The organism is Streptococcus constellatus (assembly GCF_902167705.1).
GTDB lineage: Bacteria > Bacillota > Bacilli > Lactobacillales > Streptococcaceae > Streptococcus > Streptococcus constellatus_A.
The window spans coordinates 1-17,351 of the sequence record NZ_CABHMZ010000037.1; the positions used below are offsets into that span (position 1 = coordinate 1).

Annotated in this window: 19 protein-coding genes, 1 tRNA gene and 1 pseudogene; 19 read left to right on the plus strand and 2 right to left on the minus strand. The window is 39.4% G+C overall.

All coding sequences use genetic code 11. From position 1 onward, the window contains the following. Position 1 precedes the first annotated feature (1 nt). The 13 genes from FQ204_RS10055 (at position 2) to FQ204_RS10115 (ending at position 9,795) form a co-directional block, all read left to right on the plus strand. Positions 2 to 75: transfer RNA gene (locus FQ204_RS10055), tRNA-Pro, on the plus strand. A gap of 398 nt (positions 76 to 473) precedes the next feature. Next, positions 474 to 1,322 (plus strand): S-adenosyl-l-methionine hydroxide adenosyltransferase family protein, encoded by an 849-nt coding sequence (locus tag FQ204_RS10060; protein ID WP_144211131.1) that lies wholly within the window; start codon positions 474 to 476, stop codon positions 1,320 to 1,322. A gap of 20 nt (positions 1,323 to 1,342) precedes the next feature. Next, positions 1,343 to 1,888, plus strand: a complete 546-nt coding sequence (locus FQ204_RS10065; protein ID WP_003041326.1) for an ECF-type riboflavin transporter substrate-binding protein — start codon at positions 1,343 to 1,345, stop codon at positions 1,886 to 1,888. A gap of 218 nt (positions 1,889 to 2,106) precedes the next feature. After that, positions 2,107 to 2,310, plus strand: a complete 204-nt coding sequence (locus tag FQ204_RS10070) for a hypothetical protein (RefSeq protein WP_144211133.1) — start codon at positions 2,107 to 2,109, stop codon at positions 2,308 to 2,310. Then, positions 2,303 to 2,515, plus strand: coding sequence for a helix-turn-helix transcriptional regulator (locus tag FQ204_RS10075; RefSeq protein WP_144211135.1), 213 nt, complete (start codon positions 2,303 to 2,305; stop codon positions 2,513 to 2,515). The genes FQ204_RS10070 and FQ204_RS10075 overlap by 8 nt, the downstream gene beginning before the upstream one ends. After that, entirely contained in the window at positions 2,505 to 2,981 is a 477-nt protein-coding gene (locus FQ204_RS10080) for a DUF6773 family protein (protein WP_144211137.1), read from the plus strand. The genes FQ204_RS10075 and FQ204_RS10080 overlap by 11 nt, the downstream gene beginning before the upstream one ends. A gap of 13 nt (positions 2,982 to 2,994) precedes the next feature. Next, complete coding sequence (locus tag FQ204_RS10085; protein ID WP_144211139.1) at positions 2,995 to 3,480, plus strand: DUF6773 family protein; 486 nt, start codon at positions 2,995 to 2,997, stop codon at positions 3,478 to 3,480. A 13-nt stretch (positions 3,481 to 3,493) separates the two neighbouring features. After that, the gene (locus FQ204_RS10090; protein ID WP_144211141.1) at positions 3,494 to 3,970 is read left to right on the plus strand and encodes a DUF6773 family protein; all 477 of its coding nucleotides are present in this window, start codon (positions 3,494 to 3,496) and stop codon (positions 3,968 to 3,970) included. Positions 3,971 to 4,880: 910 nt separating this feature from the next. After that, positions 4,881 to 5,642 carry a nucleoside phosphorylase gene (locus FQ204_RS10095; protein WP_144211143.1) on the plus strand — a complete coding sequence of 254 codons (762 nt, stop codon included), beginning with the start codon at positions 4,881 to 4,883 and terminating at the stop codon, positions 5,640 to 5,642. A 10-nt stretch (positions 5,643 to 5,652) separates the two neighbouring features. Beyond that, a complete protein-coding gene (locus FQ204_RS10100; RefSeq protein WP_144211145.1) occupies positions 5,653 to 7,332 on the plus strand; it encodes an ABC transporter ATP-binding protein in 1,680 nt (559 codons plus the stop codon). Then, positions 7,325 to 8,161 carry an energy-coupling factor transporter transmembrane component T family protein gene (locus tag FQ204_RS10105; RefSeq protein WP_144211147.1) on the plus strand — a complete coding sequence of 279 codons (837 nt, stop codon included), beginning with the start codon at positions 7,325 to 7,327 and terminating at the stop codon, positions 8,159 to 8,161. Before FQ204_RS10100 ends, FQ204_RS10105 begins: the two co-directional genes overlap by 8 nt. 32 nt (positions 8,162 to 8,193) lie before the next feature. Then, entirely contained in the window at positions 8,194 to 8,946 is a 753-nt protein-coding gene (locus FQ204_RS10110; RefSeq protein ID WP_144211149.1) for an SDR family oxidoreductase, read from the plus strand. Positions 8,947 to 8,967: 21 nt separating this feature from the next. Next, a complete protein-coding gene (locus FQ204_RS10115; protein WP_144211263.1) occupies positions 8,968 to 9,795 on the plus strand; it encodes a glycosyltransferase family 8 protein in 828 nt (275 codons plus the stop codon). A gap of 38 nt (positions 9,796 to 9,833) precedes the next feature. On the opposite strand, the gene rsmG is transcribed toward FQ204_RS10115, so the two are convergent. After that, entirely contained in the window at positions 9,834 to 10,547 is a 714-nt protein-coding gene (gene rsmG, locus FQ204_RS10120; protein WP_144211151.1) for a 16S rRNA (guanine(527)-N(7))-methyltransferase RsmG, read from the minus strand. A 147-nt stretch (positions 10,548 to 10,694) separates the two neighbouring features. Here rsmG and FQ204_RS10125 point away from each other — a divergent pair, with 147 nt between their 5' ends. Then, positions 10,695 to 11,255 (plus strand): LemA family protein, encoded by a 561-nt coding sequence (locus FQ204_RS10125; RefSeq protein ID WP_144211153.1) that lies wholly within the window; start codon positions 10,695 to 10,697, stop codon positions 11,253 to 11,255. A gap of 1 nt (position 11,256) precedes the next feature. Beyond that, entirely contained in the window at positions 11,257 to 12,153 is an 897-nt protein-coding gene (gene htpX, locus FQ204_RS10130) for a zinc metalloprotease HtpX (protein WP_144211155.1), read from the plus strand. A gap of 103 nt (positions 12,154 to 12,256) precedes the next feature. Here the strand turns inward: htpX and FQ204_RS10135 are convergent, their stop codons facing one another. Beyond that, positions 12,257 to 13,480: an MFS transporter gene (locus FQ204_RS10135; RefSeq protein WP_144211157.1), complete on the minus strand. Its 1,224-nt coding sequence runs from the start codon at positions 13,478 to 13,480 to the stop codon at positions 12,257 to 12,259. A gap of 194 nt (positions 13,481 to 13,674) precedes the next feature. Between FQ204_RS10135 and FQ204_RS10140 the strand changes: the two genes are divergently transcribed. From FQ204_RS10140 to FQ204_RS10155, 4 genes and pseudogenes are all read left to right on the plus strand, one after another. Next, the gene (locus tag FQ204_RS10140) at positions 13,675 to 14,211 is read left to right on the plus strand and encodes a DUF177 domain-containing protein (RefSeq protein WP_144211159.1); all 537 of its coding nucleotides are present in this window, start codon (positions 13,675 to 13,677) and stop codon (positions 14,209 to 14,211) included. Between the two features lie 50 nt (positions 14,212 to 14,261). Further along, positions 14,262 to 14,884, plus strand: a pseudogene (locus tag FQ204_RS10145) (DNA alkylation repair protein). A 297-nt stretch (positions 14,885 to 15,181) separates the two neighbouring features. Beyond that, positions 15,182 to 16,606 (plus strand): NADP-dependent phosphogluconate dehydrogenase, encoded by a 1,425-nt coding sequence (gene gndA, locus FQ204_RS10150; RefSeq protein ID WP_144211161.1) that lies wholly within the window; start codon positions 15,182 to 15,184, stop codon positions 16,604 to 16,606. Between the two features lie 8 nt (positions 16,607 to 16,614). Further along, positions 16,615 to 17,304: a DNA-binding response regulator gene (locus FQ204_RS10155; RefSeq protein WP_144211163.1), complete on the plus strand. Its 690-nt coding sequence runs from the start codon at positions 16,615 to 16,617 to the stop codon at positions 17,302 to 17,304. Positions 17,305 to 17,351: the final 47 nt, after the last annotated feature.

The window sequence follows — 17,351 nt, forward strand, 5'->3', positions numbered from 1 at the left end:
AGGGGAAGTAGCTCAGCTTGGTAGAGTACTTGGTTTGGGACCAAGGTGTCGCAGGTTCGAATCCTGTCTTCCCGATATTTTATTCGATATTAGATTAAATAAATGTTAGTTTTTAACATCCGGAGAGAATAGGTTCATTCTCTCTTTTTTTCTGCTCAATATCAATTGCAGTGGAAAGATTATCAGCAAATATCGAAAGAGGGGAGAGGCATTTTGTTTTTTGGTATTCAAATGTTACCAGTTTATTTGTTATCAATGGCTGGAGTCAATGAAATTTTATGAATCTTAAATTAGAAATTATTACATTTTGATAAGAATATTATCTTCTGATATTAAACATTTGTTCCAATTTTGAATTGGAACGGCATTTCGTATCAAAATAGCTATAGAGAGTATTTATTGATGTGATAAAAAATAGATATGGATAAGAAATGTAATTTATGTTATGATATAAGTGTGATAAAGGAGAGAAGATGCATAATAATTTACTTGTATTGCAATCAGATTTTGGCTTGGTAGATGGGGCCGTATCGGCAATGGTCGGTGTGGCGTTAGAGGAGTCTCCAACGTTAAAAATACATCATTTAACCCATGATATTACACCTTACAATATTTTTGAGGGAAGCTATCGTTTGTTTCAAACGGTGAATTATTGGCCGGAAGGGACAACGTTTGTATCGGTTGTGGATCCGGGTGTTGGTTCTAAGCGGAAAAGCGTTGTTGCCAAAACTGTACAAAATCAGTATATTGTCACGCCAAATAATGGGACACTTTCTTTTATCAAGAAACATGTGGGAATTGTTGCGATTCGTGAGATTTCGGAGGTGGAAAATCGCCGAAAAAATACGGAGCATTCTTATACGTTTCATGGTCGGGATGTTTATGCCTATACAGGGGCAAAACTAGCTAGTGGCCATATTACTTTTGAGGAGGTAGGTCCTGAACTAGATATTGAAGATATCGTGGAAATTCCTGTTGTGGAAACGACAATTGGAAATGATTTTGTTAGTGGGGCTATTGATATTTTAGATGTTCGTTTTGGCTCACTGTGGACTTCTATTAGGCGTGAGGAATTTTATACTCTCAGTCCTGAATTTGGTGATCGATTTGAGGTCACGATTTACAATAATGATATGCTAGTCTATCAGAACCAGGTGACTTATGGGAAATCTTTTGCGGATGTACGGATTGGTCAGCCGATTTTGTATATCAATTCTCTTTATCGTGTTGGCCTGGCTATCAATCAAGGTTCTTTTGCAAAGGCCTATAATGTAGGAGTTGGAGCGCAGTGGAGTATTGAAATCAAGCGGATTGAAAAATAAATAATAAAAAGGAGATTATTATGAAAAATAATTCAATAAGAAGTGTTGTCGCAACGGGGATTGGAGCAGCTCTCTTCGTCGTTATCGGAATGATTAGTATTCCAACTCCTGTGCCAAATACAAGTATTCAATTGCAGTATGCTTTGCAGGCCTTGTTTAGTGTGATTTTTGGTCCGGTGGTTGGATTTTTAACGGGCTTCATCGGGCATGCCCTAAAAGACTCTTTGCAATATGGAAATCCTTGGTGGTCATGGGTCATTGCCAGCGGTTTGTTTGGCTTGATTGTTGGACTGTTTCGGAAAAGAATCCGTGTTACGCAAGGTATTTTTGAAGCAAAAGATATTGTATCGTTCAATGTGATTCAACTGTTGGCCAATGCTGTGGTGTGGATTGTCATCGCGCCGCTCGGTGATATTTTGATTTACAATGAGCCTGCAAACAAGGTGTTTGTACAGGGCGTTGTTGCAACGATTTCTAATGGTTTGACCGTTGCCATTGCGGGGACAGTGCTTTTGCTGGCTTATGCTCGCACGCAAACCAAATCAGGAAGTTTGAAAAAGGATTAGTGACATGAAGCGGGAGTGAGACGGAGCGAAGGTTTGAAAATGTTTCTTCCTACTCTCACCACTGCGTTGTTGGTTTATTGCACAGCATATTTTGAAGCTGGAGATGTTTGTTCCAGCTTTTTTATTTTTACTTTCAATAAAATATCACACAAAATGTAATTTATATATTGCATTTTATATAATATAGTGTATAATGGACTTAGAAAAGGGGAAGTAATATGAAGCAAAAGAAATCATTTAACAAGACTACGCTTATCTTATGGCTGTTTTCGACTGGGATTTTCCTGTTTTTAGGTCTGGTTCAGGAGCAGCTGACTTATCTCATCATAGGCTTGGCCGGTATCAGCATTGGTTTCTCGCTCTATACTAGCCAGCAAAGGGAGAAGGGCAAGGCTGACAGAGGGAGTGAGGATCATGGATAAAAATCTGAAGCTCAAGATGGCAAGAGTGGAACACGATTTGACCCAGGGAGATTTGGCAGATGCGATTGGTGTCACGCGACAAACGATTGGTTTGATTGAAGCGGGGAAATACAATCCTAGTCTCGGTCTCTGTATTGCAATTTGTAAACGATTGGATAAAACATTAGATCAATTATTTTGGGAGGAGGCTAAAGATGGAAATTAAAAAGAAAAGAGTCTTTCAAGATGAAAGAACGATACAGATGGAACAAAAATTAGGTAATGAGGTTGCTTTTTTAGCGGTTATCTTGTTGTTGACTTCTATCTTTATTAAATTGATATTTTTGCATCTATCGATAGAAGCGTGTTTATCGGAAATTGTGATAATAGCAGGAATGGAGCTTTATGCGCTTATTCGTTCTTGGGAACTCGGTTTGGAAATTCGTCAGCATGATTCAGAGAAAGTGTTTAGAAGTCGTTTAGTAAACGGACTTAAGGCAGCAATCCTTATTTTAGCCGCTTCTTCTGTTAGCAAGTTCTCTAAAATACAGCTATATCTGAATCAGCACTCAATTTTGAAATTTTTAGTTATTCTAGTGACAATGGCTTTGGTTTCTGATCTTTTGGATAGAGGAGTTGATTGGTTGAACACCAAACGTCAGAGACAATTAGAAAAAGAATTAGAAAAATAGCAAAGGAGAACAGATGAACTTCATTAAACGTCAGATTTTAGATGAGCGAGAAGAGCAACTGGTCAATAAAGCAGGAATGGAAGCTTTTAGTTTTCTGATGACTAGTAATCTTATCTTTTATATTGGAAGTATTTTTATCCATTTGGGGAAGGTTTATACACAGCTATTCCTGTTCTCAAGTCTTGTTGCATTCCTATACTTTTTGGAGCGTTGCCGGCGGCTAGGAGCCAATTATTTCAATAGTTTTACCTTCACTATTTTGGGCGTTATGGCAATGACGGCTTTGGTGACGGTTGTGATTTTGGTGCAGAATTTTCAAGTCAATCATGCTATTTATCAGAATAATCCATTGCATGCCAAGTTTTTAGTTGTGATTCCGATTACGTTTCTGATTTACCTTCCAATCATGATAGTGTTCAATCTGATACTAGAAGTTGTTGGAAAATGGCAGAAGATGCGATTTGAGAAATATTTAGCGGACTTAGAAGATGAATCCTGAAAGGAGATGTATCATGAGCAAAATAAAGGATTATTTTGGTGGCGAAAAGGACGAGCGTATTCGGCAAGGGACATACAAGGCTGAAGCTTATGCGTTCCGATTTTTACTTGTATTTTTGATAATTGCAATCAGTATCAAGTTTTTCTTTCTGAATTCTCCAATAGAAGGTTATGGTGATGAATTAGCAGCGGTTTTGATTGCTGGGAGTATTTGTTACTTTGTATTGTGGAGAGAAAGAATTGTTGAAAAGAGCTTGGGAATTTTGACGACATTATTCCAATCATTCTTACTGACAATTCTCAGTGGGTATTATCATTACCATTTTGGTGAATTGCATTATAAAAATCGTCCGACGAGTGATTTTATCCTATTTCTATTTGGAAGTTTTATAACCTATCTGCTAGTGCTGGGTGTGTTCAATTGGTTTTTAAATAAATACAATCAACATCGTCGAGACAAGATTGATATGGAAATGGAAGATTCTGAATAAAAGAGGGTGGAACTCCTTTGGGAGAGAAACAGTTCATTATTAGGATACAGAGGCAGGGAGCATATTGTCCCTGCCTTGCTTTATAATGGCAAGATGCCCTATGATTGAGCTTTTCATTTGCTTTTTAGGCTTAAGAAAGTACCTAATACGGAAAATATTGTCTGGGTAAGCTTTCCGAGGCTCAGACGGAGCAAACTGATTTTGGTTCATGTCATCCGAGGGTCAGACGGGGTAAACTAGTTTTAGTTCATGTCATCCGAGGGTCGGACAGAAGAAACGAGTTTTAGTTTGCTCCGTCGACTGAGTCGATAGTCTCAAAGAGTTTTGGTTTGCTCCGTCGACCGGGTCGATAGTTTCAATGAGTTTTGGTTTCCTCCGTCGACTGAGTCGATAGTCTCAAAGAGTTTTGGTTTGCTCCGTCGACCGGGTCGATAGTTTCAATGAGTTTTGGTTTCCTCCGTCGACTGAGTCGATAGTCTCAAAGAGTTTTGGTTTGCTCCGTCGACCGGGTCGATAGTTTCAATGAGTTTTGGTTTCCTCCGTCGCCTGGGTCGATAGTCTCAAAGAGTTTTGGTTTGCTCCGTCGACCGGGTCGATAGTTTCAATGAGTTTTGGTTTCCTCCGTCGCCTGGGTCGACAGTTTCAACGAGTTTTGGTTTGCTCCGTCGACCGAGTCGATAGTCTCAACTGGTTTTAGTTTTCTCCGTCGCCTGGGTCGACTATTTTAACCATTGACGCACTTTCTCAGTAACTGTGTAGGGTCGGCAGGAAGTTGAACGCTTCTTGTTTGGTCAGATTTTTTCACGTTCAAGGTTTAATTTAGCGGCAGTGTTAGCGGACTTCAAAATTGATTTTCATCTTATTTTCTTTTGTGCTACAATAGAATGAGTAAGTACAAGAGGAGAAGTGGATGATTTTAGAGGAATTTGATGAAAATCGTCAGGCGATTATCAATCCAGAAGATTTGGTGGAGGCGTTGCCCGATTTTCCAGAAACAGTGGTGTCTTGCTTTGCTCGTGAGACCTTTAAGCGCATGCTGGCTGATTTTCAGCATGAGCTATTGACCTCCACTTCCATGGCAAATATTGAAATTCCCATTTACAAGGTTGTTATAAAAGGTAAGGCAATCGCCATGTTCAATTCACCAGTCGGGGCGGCTGCCTGTATCGCCATTTTGGAAGATTTGATTGCCTTTGGAATGAAGAAGCTGGTTCTTTTTGGAACTTGTGGCGTTTTAGATGAAACGATTAGGGAAACGTCTATCATTGTTCCTCATGCGGCTATTCGTGATGAAGGGACCAGTTATCATTACCTGCCGGCTTCTGATGAGATAGAAGTAAATGTCGGTTTGCGGGATTTTTTACGGTCATTTTTAGCTGATAAAGGAATTTCTCATACAGTTGGAAAAGTTTGGACGACAGACGGCATTTATCGGGAAACAGCTGCGAAACTCCGTAAGCGAAAAGAAATGGGTGCTGTTTGTGTAGATATGGAATGTTCAGCAGTTGCAGCTTTGGCAGCTTTTCGTGACATTTCTGTTTGTCATTTCTTTTATGCGGCGGATCACTTGTCAGAAGAAGCCTGGGATATGCGTAATTTAGCGAATCATGCAGACCTAGACGAAAAAGACAAAGTGGCTAACTTGGCGATGCAAATTGCCCTTGCTTTATAGAGAACATGCTATGAAAAAACCAATTATTCAATTTGAAAATTTTAGTTTTCAGTATCAAGCACAGACAGAACCAACCTTGAAAAATGTTGATTTGACGATTTATGAGGGAGAAAAGGTCTTAATCGTGGGTCCGTCTGGTTCGGGGAAGTCCACTCTTGGGCAATGTTTAAATGGCATTATTCCAAATATTTATCGTGGAGAAATGACAGGAAGTTTGTTGGTTCAAGGGAAGTCTGTCTTTGACAGCAGTATTTATGACCTATCCAATCTTGTCAGTACCGTCTTGCAAGATACGGACGGTCAGTTTATCGGGCTGAGTGTTGCGGAAGATTTGGCTTTTGCTTTGGAAAATGACATGGTGGATTTGCCGACGATGAGAGAAAAGGTTCATTTGTGGGCGGAGAAACTAGATTTGTTATCATTGTTGCACCAGCGCCCCCAAGACTTATCTGGCGGGCAGAAGCAGCGGGTCAGTTTGGCCGGGGTGCTGATTGACGAAAGTCCGATTTTGCTCTTTGATGAACCTTTGGCAAACTTAGATCCGAAGTCGGGACAGGATACGATTGAGCTGATTGATCAGATTCATGCGGAAGCAGGAACGACGACGATTGTTATCGAGCACCGTCTGGAAGATGTGCTGTATCGGTCTATTGATCGGATCGTCCTCATCAATGACGGGCAAATTCTCTTTAACGGCAGTCCTGATGACCTGCTGCATACGCAGTTGTTAGCTGAGAATGGGATTCGAGAGCCACTTTATCTGACAACCTTGCGGCAGCTTGGTTTTCAGCTAGAGAACTCTGCACAGTTGGCGAATTTAGCACAGATCGATGTTTCTGCTGTTCAGTTTTCGGGCGAAAAAGTTTCTATTCAAAAACCACCAGCACAGGATAATTTGCTGGAATTGAAAAATGTCCACTTTGCCTACGGTGAGAAAAAGGTTTTACAAGATATTGATTTTACAATCTCTAAAGGTGAAAAAATTGCCATTGTCGGCAAAAACGGTGCTGGAAAATCTACGCTAGCAAAAGCGCTCTGCCAGTTTATTGCAACAGAAGGAAGCTATACTTGGCAAGGAAGAGACATCAAGGGTGACTCCATTAAGGAGCGGGCAGAACGGATCGGGTATGTTTTGCAAAACCCAAATCAGATGATTTCAACAACCATGATTTTTGATGAGGTTGCTTTGGGGTTGAGGTTGCGTGGGATTGCAGAAGATGAGATAAAAGAGCGTGTACTGGCCGCGCTAAAAACCTGCGGCCTATACGAATTTCGGCAGTGGCCCATTTCCGCCTTGTCTTTTGGGCAAAAGAAGCGAGTGACCATTGCTTCCATTTTAGTGTTAAATCCAGAGATTATTCTTTTAGATGAGCCAACGGCTGGCCAAGATCAACGCAATTACACAGAAATCATGAATTTCTTAGATGAGTTGAACCAAAAAGGGCATACGATTATCATGATTACGCACGATATGCAGCTGATGTTGGATTATTCTGACCGAGCGGTTGTGATGTTGGATGGTAAGATTCTGGCGGACAAATCACCGGCCGAAGTCTTGACAGATCAGGCCTTGATTCAGGCGGCGAATCTCAAGGAAACGTCTATTTTTTCCTTGGCTGAGAAATTGGAAGTTGATCCGCTCGCTTTAACAGAATTTTACATGCAAGAAAGGGAGGAAAGCCATGCTTAATCAACAAAAACTTATTGGTTACCATGCGGGAACGACCTTTTTGCATCGCTTATCTGGAGCGAGTAAATTACTGTTTTTCATTTTGGTATCGACTGCAGCGATGATTAGCTATGATACTCGCTTGTTGCTGGTCATTGCGGTTGGATCGCTCTTGCTTTTTAGAGTTTCGAACATTCATTTTAAAGATGTATCGTTTGTTTTAGCTTTTGCTGGTGTTTTTGCCACTTTGAATCTTATCATGGTCTATCTGTTTGCGCCTCAGTATGGAGTGGAGATTTACGGTGAGCAGACGGTGTGGTTCGGTGGATTAGGCAGTTATACTATAACTGCGCAGGAAATCTTTTATTTGTTTAATTTGTTCTTGAAATATCTCTGCACCATTCCTTTGGCGGTTATTTTTCTGATGACGACGCATCCTAGTCAGTTTGCGTCTAGTATGAATCAAATTGGGATACCGTATAAAATCGCCTATTCTGTCAGTTTGACATTGCGCTACATTCCTGACTTGCAGGAGGAATTTTACCTCATCAGAATGTCGCAAGAAGCGCGTGGTTTGGAATTGTCTAAAAAAGCAAAATTAAACCAACGCATCAAAGGGAATCTGCAAATCATTATTCCATTGATTTTTAGCTCGCTGGAGCGGATAGATACGATTGCGACAGCCATGGAATTGCGCCGTTTTGGTAAAAATAAAAAGCGGACTTGGTACACTTATCAGGCTTTTCAGAGGTTGGATATTGAAGTGATTTTGCTGGCTATTTTATTTTTACTACTCAGCTTCTTACTTTTTTTCGTCAATCATGGTCGCTTTTACAATCCTTGGCTATAAATGAGAATTGAAATGTACATAGGAGGAAGAAAATGATTGCATTGGTAACAGGAGCTTCAGCTGGTTTTGGTCAAGCTATTTGTCGTCGATTGGTGGCAGAAGGTCACCGAGTGATTGGTTCAGCGAGAAGATTGGAAAAGCTGACACAACTTCAGCAGGAGTTAGGTCTTGAAAATTTTTATCCGCTTCAAATGGATGTGTCGGATACAAAAAGTGTGGATCAAGCCTTAGAAAGTTTGCCAGAGGATTGGCGAACGATTGATATTTTGGTCAACAATGCAGGTCTGGCATTGGGCTTAGACAAGGCCTATGAGGCAGATATGCACGATTGGCTGACGATGATTCAGACCAATATTATTGGTTTGGTTTATCTAACACGTCAGATCCTACCGCAAATGGTAGAGCGAGATACTGGGCTCATTATCAATCTAGGTTCAACCGCTGGAACGGTTCCTTATCCAGGTGCTAACGTCTACGGAGCTAGTAAAGCATTTGTGAAGCAATTTTCTCTAAATTTACGTGCTGATTTGGCAGGACACCATATTCGTGTTACTAACATTGAACCCGGTCTTTGTGAGGGAACAGAATTTTCAACTGTTCGATTTAAAGGAGATGATCAACGAGCTGAAAAATTGTATGAAGGAGCTCATGCTATTCAGCCAGTTGATATTGCCAATACTGTTGCTTGGATTGTTGGACAGCCTCCTCATGTCAATATCAACCGGATTGAAATCATGCCTGTTTCACAAACGTTTGGAGCGCAGCCTGTTTTTCGAGAAGAATAGATGAGATGGAATGGGGAGAAGATGACGGAAATAAATCTTTTATTTTCAATCGATGATCATTATGTAGAGCAATTTAAAACGACCTTGTATTCAGTTTATTTGAATACACCGTCAGCTTTGTTGCATGTGTTTGTCTTGCAAAAAGAATTGTTAAAAAGGAATATGGAGATTGAGGATTTTTGTGAAACACTAGGGATCATCTATGAGCCGGTTGTGATTGGCGAAAAGGCCTTTGAAGATGCTCCAAGCACTGATCGGTATCCAGAAACAATTTACTATCGTTTGTTGGCGCATGAATATCTTCCTCAAGATTTGGAGCGGATTCTTTATTTGGACGCAGATATTTTATGTTTAAATGATATTTGTCCGCTTTATGAAATGGAGTTAGGAACTTCTTTATATGCTGCGGCCAGTCATGGTTCAGATGCTAATATGACAGATTTAGTCAATAAGCTGCGTTTGCAGAATTTTGAGGCAGAAAGTTACTATAATTCAGGAGTTTTACTCATGAATCTGACCGCCATTCGGAAAGAAGTGAAGCGTGAGGCTATTTTAGATTACATTGCGCAGAATAGTTTTAAACTCTTTTTACCGGATCAAGATGTGCTGAATGCTTTGTATGGACATTTGACAATTCAGATTCCAGATGAATTGTATAACTACGATGCCCGCTACAATGTGCTGTATTATGCTCGGAGTAAAGGTGAGTGGGATTTAGATTGGGTTGTGGAGCATACAGTTTTTCTTCACTTTTGTGGGCGAGACAAGCCTTGGCTGAAAGAATACCACGGACGCTATGCTGCACTTTATAAGCATTACCAACATCGCAGCCGAAAAGTTGGCAGATAAAAACGAAACCAACCGATTGAAATGGTTGGTTTTTCTTTTTATAACGGTCGTTTATTAGGAATTCCTGCTTTGCGTGGGTATTTATTGGGAGTTTCTTTTTTCTTGTCAACAATAGTGATGTAGCGCGGGTCACCGTTGGGAAGTTGATAGCTGCTGTTTTCTGCGACTTTGCTGAATAGGAGTCTGAGAGCGTTATTAGCTTCCGTTAATTCCTCAGGAGCACTGCTGGCTTTGAGCGCTAAAAGACGCCCTCCAACTTTAAGAAAGGGAATGGTCAGCTCGGCTAAGACCTGCATACGAGCAACAGCGCGTGCAGTGACAATATCAAACTGGGCGCGGAAGTCTTTATCTTGAGCAAAATCTTCTGCCCGACCATGATAAAAATGAACTTTTTCCAAACCTAACTCGTCAGCCAAATGATTTAAAAACAGAATACGCTTGTTCAGAGAATCAATAATCGTCACATCTAGCGCTGGATAGAGGATTTTCATAGGGAGACTCGGAAAACCTGCCCCTGCTCCAATATCCAATAGTTTGATGTTTTTGTTTTCAATCCATCCCTGTAAAATTGGCGCAATGGAATCATAGAAATGCTTGAGATAGACTTCCTTTTTGTCAGTAATAGCTGTCAGATTGATTTTTTCATTCCATTCAACGAGAAGTTCAAAATAGTGTTCAAATTGCTTTTTTTGTCGGTCTGTGAGTTCAATCTGTTGTTGTTTTAAAAGTTGATAAAATTCTTCGGGTGTCATCATTTGTCCTTACTTGTATCTTCTTGTTTCTATTATACCAGATAATCAGAAGAGAATCTTCAAAATTTCTCTTTTGAAGAAGTCTAAATTTTTATTCTTTTCATTTTTCTGGTATAATGTCTATAATAAATTTAAAGGAGAATGACTATGTGGATAATTATTTTAGCCATTGTTGTGGTACTTGTATTGTTTGTGATTGCCAGTTACAATGGTCTTGTCAAAAGTCGTATGCAAACTAAGGAAGCGTGGAGTCAGATTGATGTTCAGTTAAAACGTCGAAATGATTTGCTGCCAAACCTGATTGAAACGGTCAAAGGGTATGCCAAATATGAAGCATCAACGCTTGAAAAAGTAACAGAGCTTCGTCGTCAAGTGGCAGCTGCTACAACGCCAGCAGAAGCTATGAAAGCAAGTGATGCCTTGACGCGTCAAATTTCTGGCATTTTTGCAGTTGCAGAAAATTACCCAGAATTAAAAGCAAGTACGAACTTTGTAAAATTGCAAGAAGAATTGACCAATACTGAAAATAAAATTTCGTATTCTCGTCAACTTTATAATAGTGTAACAAGCAATTACAATGTGAAGCTGGAAACATTTCCAAGTAATATTATTGCTGGAATGTTCGGCTTTAAGCCGGCAGATTTCTTGGCTGTTCCAGAGGAAGAAAAATCCGTACCAAAAGTTGATTTTAGCGGTTTAGGAGACTAATATGCTCTTTGATCAAATTGCTAGTAATAAAAGACGAACGTGGGTTCTCTTGATTGCTTTTTTTGCTCTGTTAGCGATTATTGGAGCAGCAGTCGGCTATTTATGGCTAGATTCAACTCTTGGTGGTGTGATGATTGCCTTTATCATTGGCGGTATTTATGCTTTTAGCATGATTTTTCAATCTACCGAGGTTGTCATGTCTATGAACGGTGCGCGACAAGTCACGGAAGCTGAGGCTCCTGATCTGTATCATGTGGTAGAAGATATGGCGATGGTAGCACAAGTTCCGATGCCGCGGGTGTATATTGTAGAGGATTCATCGCCCAATGCTTTTGCGACTGGTTCAAAGCCTGAAAATGCAGCAGTTGCTGCAACAACAGGCTTGTTAAATCTGATGAATCGTGAAGAGCTGGAAGCGGTTATTGGACATGAAGTGAGCCATATCCGTAATTATGATATTCGGATTTCAACGATAGCGGTAGCACTTGCTAGTGCGGTGACCATGCTATCCAGCCTAGCTGGACGAATGATGTGGTTTGGCGGTGGCAGTCGCAGACGTGATAGTCGAGATAATGATAGTGGTTTGGGAATTCTGATGCTGATTTTGTCGCTTGTTGCGATTATCTTGGCTCCTTTAGCAGCTACTTTGGTTCAGTTGGCGATTTCTCGTCAACGTGAATTTTTGGCAGATGCTTCAAGTGTAGAATTAACGCGCAATCCGCAAGGGATGATTAACGCTCTCTTGAAATTAGAAAATAGCGAGCCGATGCACCACAAAGTTGATGACGCTAGTGCAGCTCTTTATATCAATGATCCAAAAAAAGAAGGCGGCTTGCAAAAGTTATTTTACACCCACCCACCGATTTCAGAGCGAGTGGAGCGCTTAAGAAAAATGTAAAAAGATTGAGATAGACAGTCATGATTGCGACACAATCATAGTAGTCTACTTCAATCTTTTTTGGTCTTTCACCAGATAAATTTTGAATATAATAGCTCTGTTCCTATCTTTTTTTGACCGATAGTAAAAGAGATAATCCGCCACAGACTGTAAACACAATCCATGTGACTTTCATATTCCAAATAGCGAGACTGGTAAACATCATGGTACCAAATGGGACAGAAAAACTAAACAGCAAACTCAGAAAGTTAGAAGTCTGTGCTAAGATATCTGAGGGAAGTTTGCTAAGAAGCATGCTGTTGATTTTTGGATTGACTTTTCTAGCAAGATACATCATAAAGAAAACAGCAAAAATAGTAAGGAAAACAGGTAATTGGAAGACATTGATGATACCAATTGAAAGAAGTGTAAAGATTGACCAAAGAGCGATTTGATTAACAGAGAGTCTGCTAAAATAATCATTGGGGGTTAGGCTGGCAGAAACAATTCCTAGAATGATTGTTGTTTCAAAAATGAGAAGAGACTGGCTGAAAGGGAGTCCGAATAAAGGATGATCCAATAAATAAAGATTGTAAATCGCCATAATAGAGCCACCAAGTGCATTGAGTATTAGTATCTGAAAGAGTAAGGTCAAAAAATGGCTATCTTCATTTTGTTCAAAAATTAGTTTGCAGCTGTGATACATTTCTAGAAATTGTTGCTTGAGAGGAAGAGGATTTTCACTTTCTTTAATGGCGTCATGGGTCAATTTATGGCGGACAAAATAAAGAGTGGTTGAAGATAGTAGAAATGTCAGGGAATTGATCAAAGCTACCAGTGCGAAATGTTGATTGCTGACAGCAAGAAGCCAAACTCCTAATGCTTGTCCAGCTAAATTGCAGAGATAAGCAATTAGTTGCGTAAAGGAGAAAGCTGCCATCATGTCTTCATCTGCTAAATTCTTTTTCAAAATAGGCATTTGCAGACCACTACGATAGTCACTAATCATATCTGATAGGATATTCAAGAGACAAACAGTAGAAAATGCCAGATAAGAAGTTGAGCGAGTTAGAAATGCTACAAAGACAAATAGCATAGCTTGGAGATAACCCATATGAATGAGCCAACGCGCTTTATGACTGGTTTTATCAGCTTTTATTCCCACAAAAATAGTAAAAAATACTGGAACGAGAACGATAAAATTAGCAATCCCGACAGCAAATTTAGGATTGGGGAGGCTTGATGCAAAAACAACAAAAACAATATTATAAATGGAAGAGCCTAAAATATTGAATATGCGTGACAGACTGATAAACGCAAATACTTTATTTTTTACAATGAGTTTCATTCTAATCTCCTTTTTATGTGTTGCAATGATTATAGCAGGAAAGGAGTTGATTTCAAGGGCTTTTCCGTAAGTGGTAGCAAAGTCCAAGTAAGTGAACGGTATGGTAAAGTAACTTGCAAATAAACTTTATGTCCTATTTCTCATCTCAAAAATGGTATAATAAAATTAGAAATTTAAATACAAATGAGGAAACGATGTTACATATTCAAGAAATACGTAAAAATCCAGATGGTCTTGCTTTTGAGCAAGGATTTGATTTGACGCAAGAATTGCAAGTGCGCAATCCTGAAATTTTAAATGTCCAAGACATTTTTGTAAGTGGAAAGGTGCAATATGAAGACGGTCTTTACTTTTTAGATTATGATTTGTCTTATACCATTACGCTGGCGTCAAGTCGCAGCATGGAGCCGGTAGAGCAAAAAGAGAGCTACTTGGTGAATGAAGTTTTTGCCGATGCGCATAGTGGAAAAGTGGATCAGGATTTGATAGCGGATGACTTGGTGTTGCCGATTGAAAATGAAGAAATCAATCTAGCTGAAAGTGTGGCAGATAATATTTTATTGCATATCCCTCTTAAAGTGCTGACAGCCGAGGAGGAAGCGAGTGATAGCATGCCTTCAGGAAATGATTGGCAGGTCATGACCGAAGAAGAGTATCAGCAAAGTAAACAAGAGCAAAAAGAGAAAAACAGTCCTTTTGCTAGCCTGCAAGGTCTGTTTGATGAGGAGTGAAAAATCTAATTTTTGTTTGCCATATTTTTTATTGGAAAAAGGAGCAGAATATGCAAAAATACATAAAAAGATTAGAGCATGATTTTTCTGAAATAAAAAATGGTTTTAAAGAATTTGAGAAAAGAGCGCAGTTAGATTTTGAAAGTTATGAAGAAAAAGAAGTGCATGCATTAGCTAAATCAGCTTATCAATCAGAGGTATATCAAGTTCGGATGTATGCTGTCTTTTTATTCGGATATTTGTCTGATGATAAGGCAGTTTTGCATTTTATGAAAGAAGAAGTGTCGAAAGATAAGAATTGGAGAGTTCAGGAAATTCTAGCAAAATCCTTTGATGAGTATTGCAAAAGAGTTGGATATGAGGAATCTCTAGATATAATTGATGAGTGGTTACATGCAGAACAGCCAAATACAAGAAGAGCAGTAACAGAAGGTTTACGAATATGGACTACAGGCCTTATTTTAATCAGAATCCTCAGGAAGCGATAAAAAGATTGTCGAACTTAAGATTAGACTCTAGTGAATACGTAAGAAAGTCCGTAGGGAATGCTTTAAAAGATATTAGTAAAAAATTTCCAGAACTTGTAAAATCGGAACTCAAGACATGGGGAACCAATAAAGCAGAGCGACAGGTTTATCAATTAGCTAGTAAATTCATTGGCACACATATATAAATATAAGGGCTTGTATTCTATAGACAACCTTTATATATATAAGACTATTCCCTGTCACTTGTCCGTTATTAAAGTTTTTTTGAAATATATTCAGTATTCTTGCAAATTTTTGTCTAGATTAACTGAGGAGTGAATCTTCATCTGGCAAAACTATCTTTGCGGGGACAGGCTCTAATAATTATTTTACTTATATGTTTTTCTATTTATGATAGCAAATAGTTTCATGTAAAACAACAAATCCTTTATTTTCACGCATAAAAATGATAAAATAAAACAAACTAAAAAGAGGAGTACAAAATGACAAAAGCGAATTTTGGTGTTGTTGGTATGGCCGTCATGGGTCGTAACCTTGCCCTTAATATTGAATCTCGTGGCTATACAGTAGCAATTTACAACCGTTCAGCGAATAAAACAGAGGATGTGATTGCATCACATCCTGAAAAAAACTTTGTTCCAAGTTATGATGTGGAAAGCTTTGTAAATTCTATCGAAAAACCACGTCGGATTATGCTCATGGTCAAAGCTGGTCCAGGAACCGATGCAACGATTCAGGCACTTTTACCTTTCCTTGATAAAGGAGATATCTTGATTGACGGTGGAAATACTTTTTATAAAGACACTATTCGTCGTTCAGAAGAATTGGCAAATTCAGGAATCAATTTCATCGGAACAGGTGTATCTGGTGGCGAAAAAGGTGCGCTTGAAGGACCGTCTATCATGCCTGGTGGGCAAAAAGAAGCCTATGAATTAGTAGCAGACGTGTTGGAAGAAATTTCAGCGAAAGCACCAGAAGACGGTGCGCCATGTGTGACTTACATCGGTCCAAACGGTGCTGGTCATTATGTAAAAATGGTTCACAATGGGATTGAATATGGCGATATGCAATTGATTGCAGAAAGCTATGATTTAATGCAACACTTGCTTGGATTTTCAGCAGCAGAAATGGCTGACATCTTTACAGAATGGAATAAAGGTGAGTTGGATAGCTATCTGATTGAAATCACTGCTGATATTTTGACTCGTAAAGATGATGAAGGTCAAGATGGGCCGATCGTTGATTACATTTTGGATGCGGCTGGAAATAAAGGAACTGGTAAATGGACGAGTCAATCAGCTCTTGACTTTGGTGTGCCGCTTCCGCTCATTACAGAGTCTGTCTTTGCACGCTATATTTCTGCTTATAAAGATGAACGTGTGGCTGCAAGCAAGGTTCTTCCAAAACCAGCTACATTTAAATTTGAAGGAGACAAGGCTGAATTGATTGAAAAAATTCGTCAAGCCCTCTACTTCTCGAAAATTATGTCTTATGCACAAGGTTTCTCACAATTGCGTGTAGCATCTAAAGAACAGGATTGGAATCTTCCGTTTGGTGAAATTGCTTCTATTTGGCGTGCTGGTTGTATCATTCGTGCTCGTTTCTTGCAAAAAATTACAGATGCATACAGTCGCAATGCAGATCTTGCAAACTTACTGCTTGACGAATACTTTATGGACGTCACTGCCAAATACCAACAAGCTGTTCGTGATGTAGTGGCGTTGGCTGTTCAAGCAGGTGTGCCGGTACCAACGTTCTCTAGTGCGATTGCTTACTTTGATAGCTATCGTGCAGAAAACTTGCCAGCCAATTTAATTCAAGCGCAACGCGATTATTTTGGTGCGCATACGTATGAACGCAAGGACAAAGAAGGAATTTACCACTATTCTTGGTATGATGAAAAATAGGATAGGCTATGGCGAAGCGGATTTTATTAGTTGAAAAAGAAAAAAAGTTAGCACAATTTATTGGCTTAGAACTACAAAAAGAAGGTTATCGGGTTGATCTTTTTGAAACAGGAAAAGATGCTTTGGCGTTTGCGCGAGCGAATCAATACGATTTATTCCTGTTGAATTTTATGCTTGACGATATGACAGGAACAGAATTTGCCGCACAATTAAGTGTGATAAAGCCTGCTTCGGTCATCATTGTATTGGATAATCGTGATAATATTCTTCAATATACTGAGGAAATCCAACGCTTTGCTGTTGCTTACATGGTAGAACCATTCATTGTGACGGACTTAGTTGAAAAAATTTCTGCCATTTTTCGTGGGCGTGATTTTATTGACCAGCATTGTAGTCAGATGAAAGTTCCAACATCTTATCGAAATCTTCGGATTGATGTGCAAAATCATACAGTTTATCGAGGTGAAGAAGTGATTGCATTGACTCGAAGAGAGTATGATTTATTAGCAACATTGATGGGAAGCCATCAAGCTTTAAGCCGTGAACAGTTGTTAGAGCGCGTGTGGAAATACGAAGGTGCTGTTGAAACAAATGTTGTCGATGTTTATATTCGCTATCTTCGTAGTAAAATTGATATAGCGGGGCAAAAAAGTTATATAAAAACCGTGCGTGGTGTTGGTTATGCTATGCAAGAATAACTCTGAGGTGCAGGAAATATCGTTTTTCTGCACTTTTCTAATGGGCG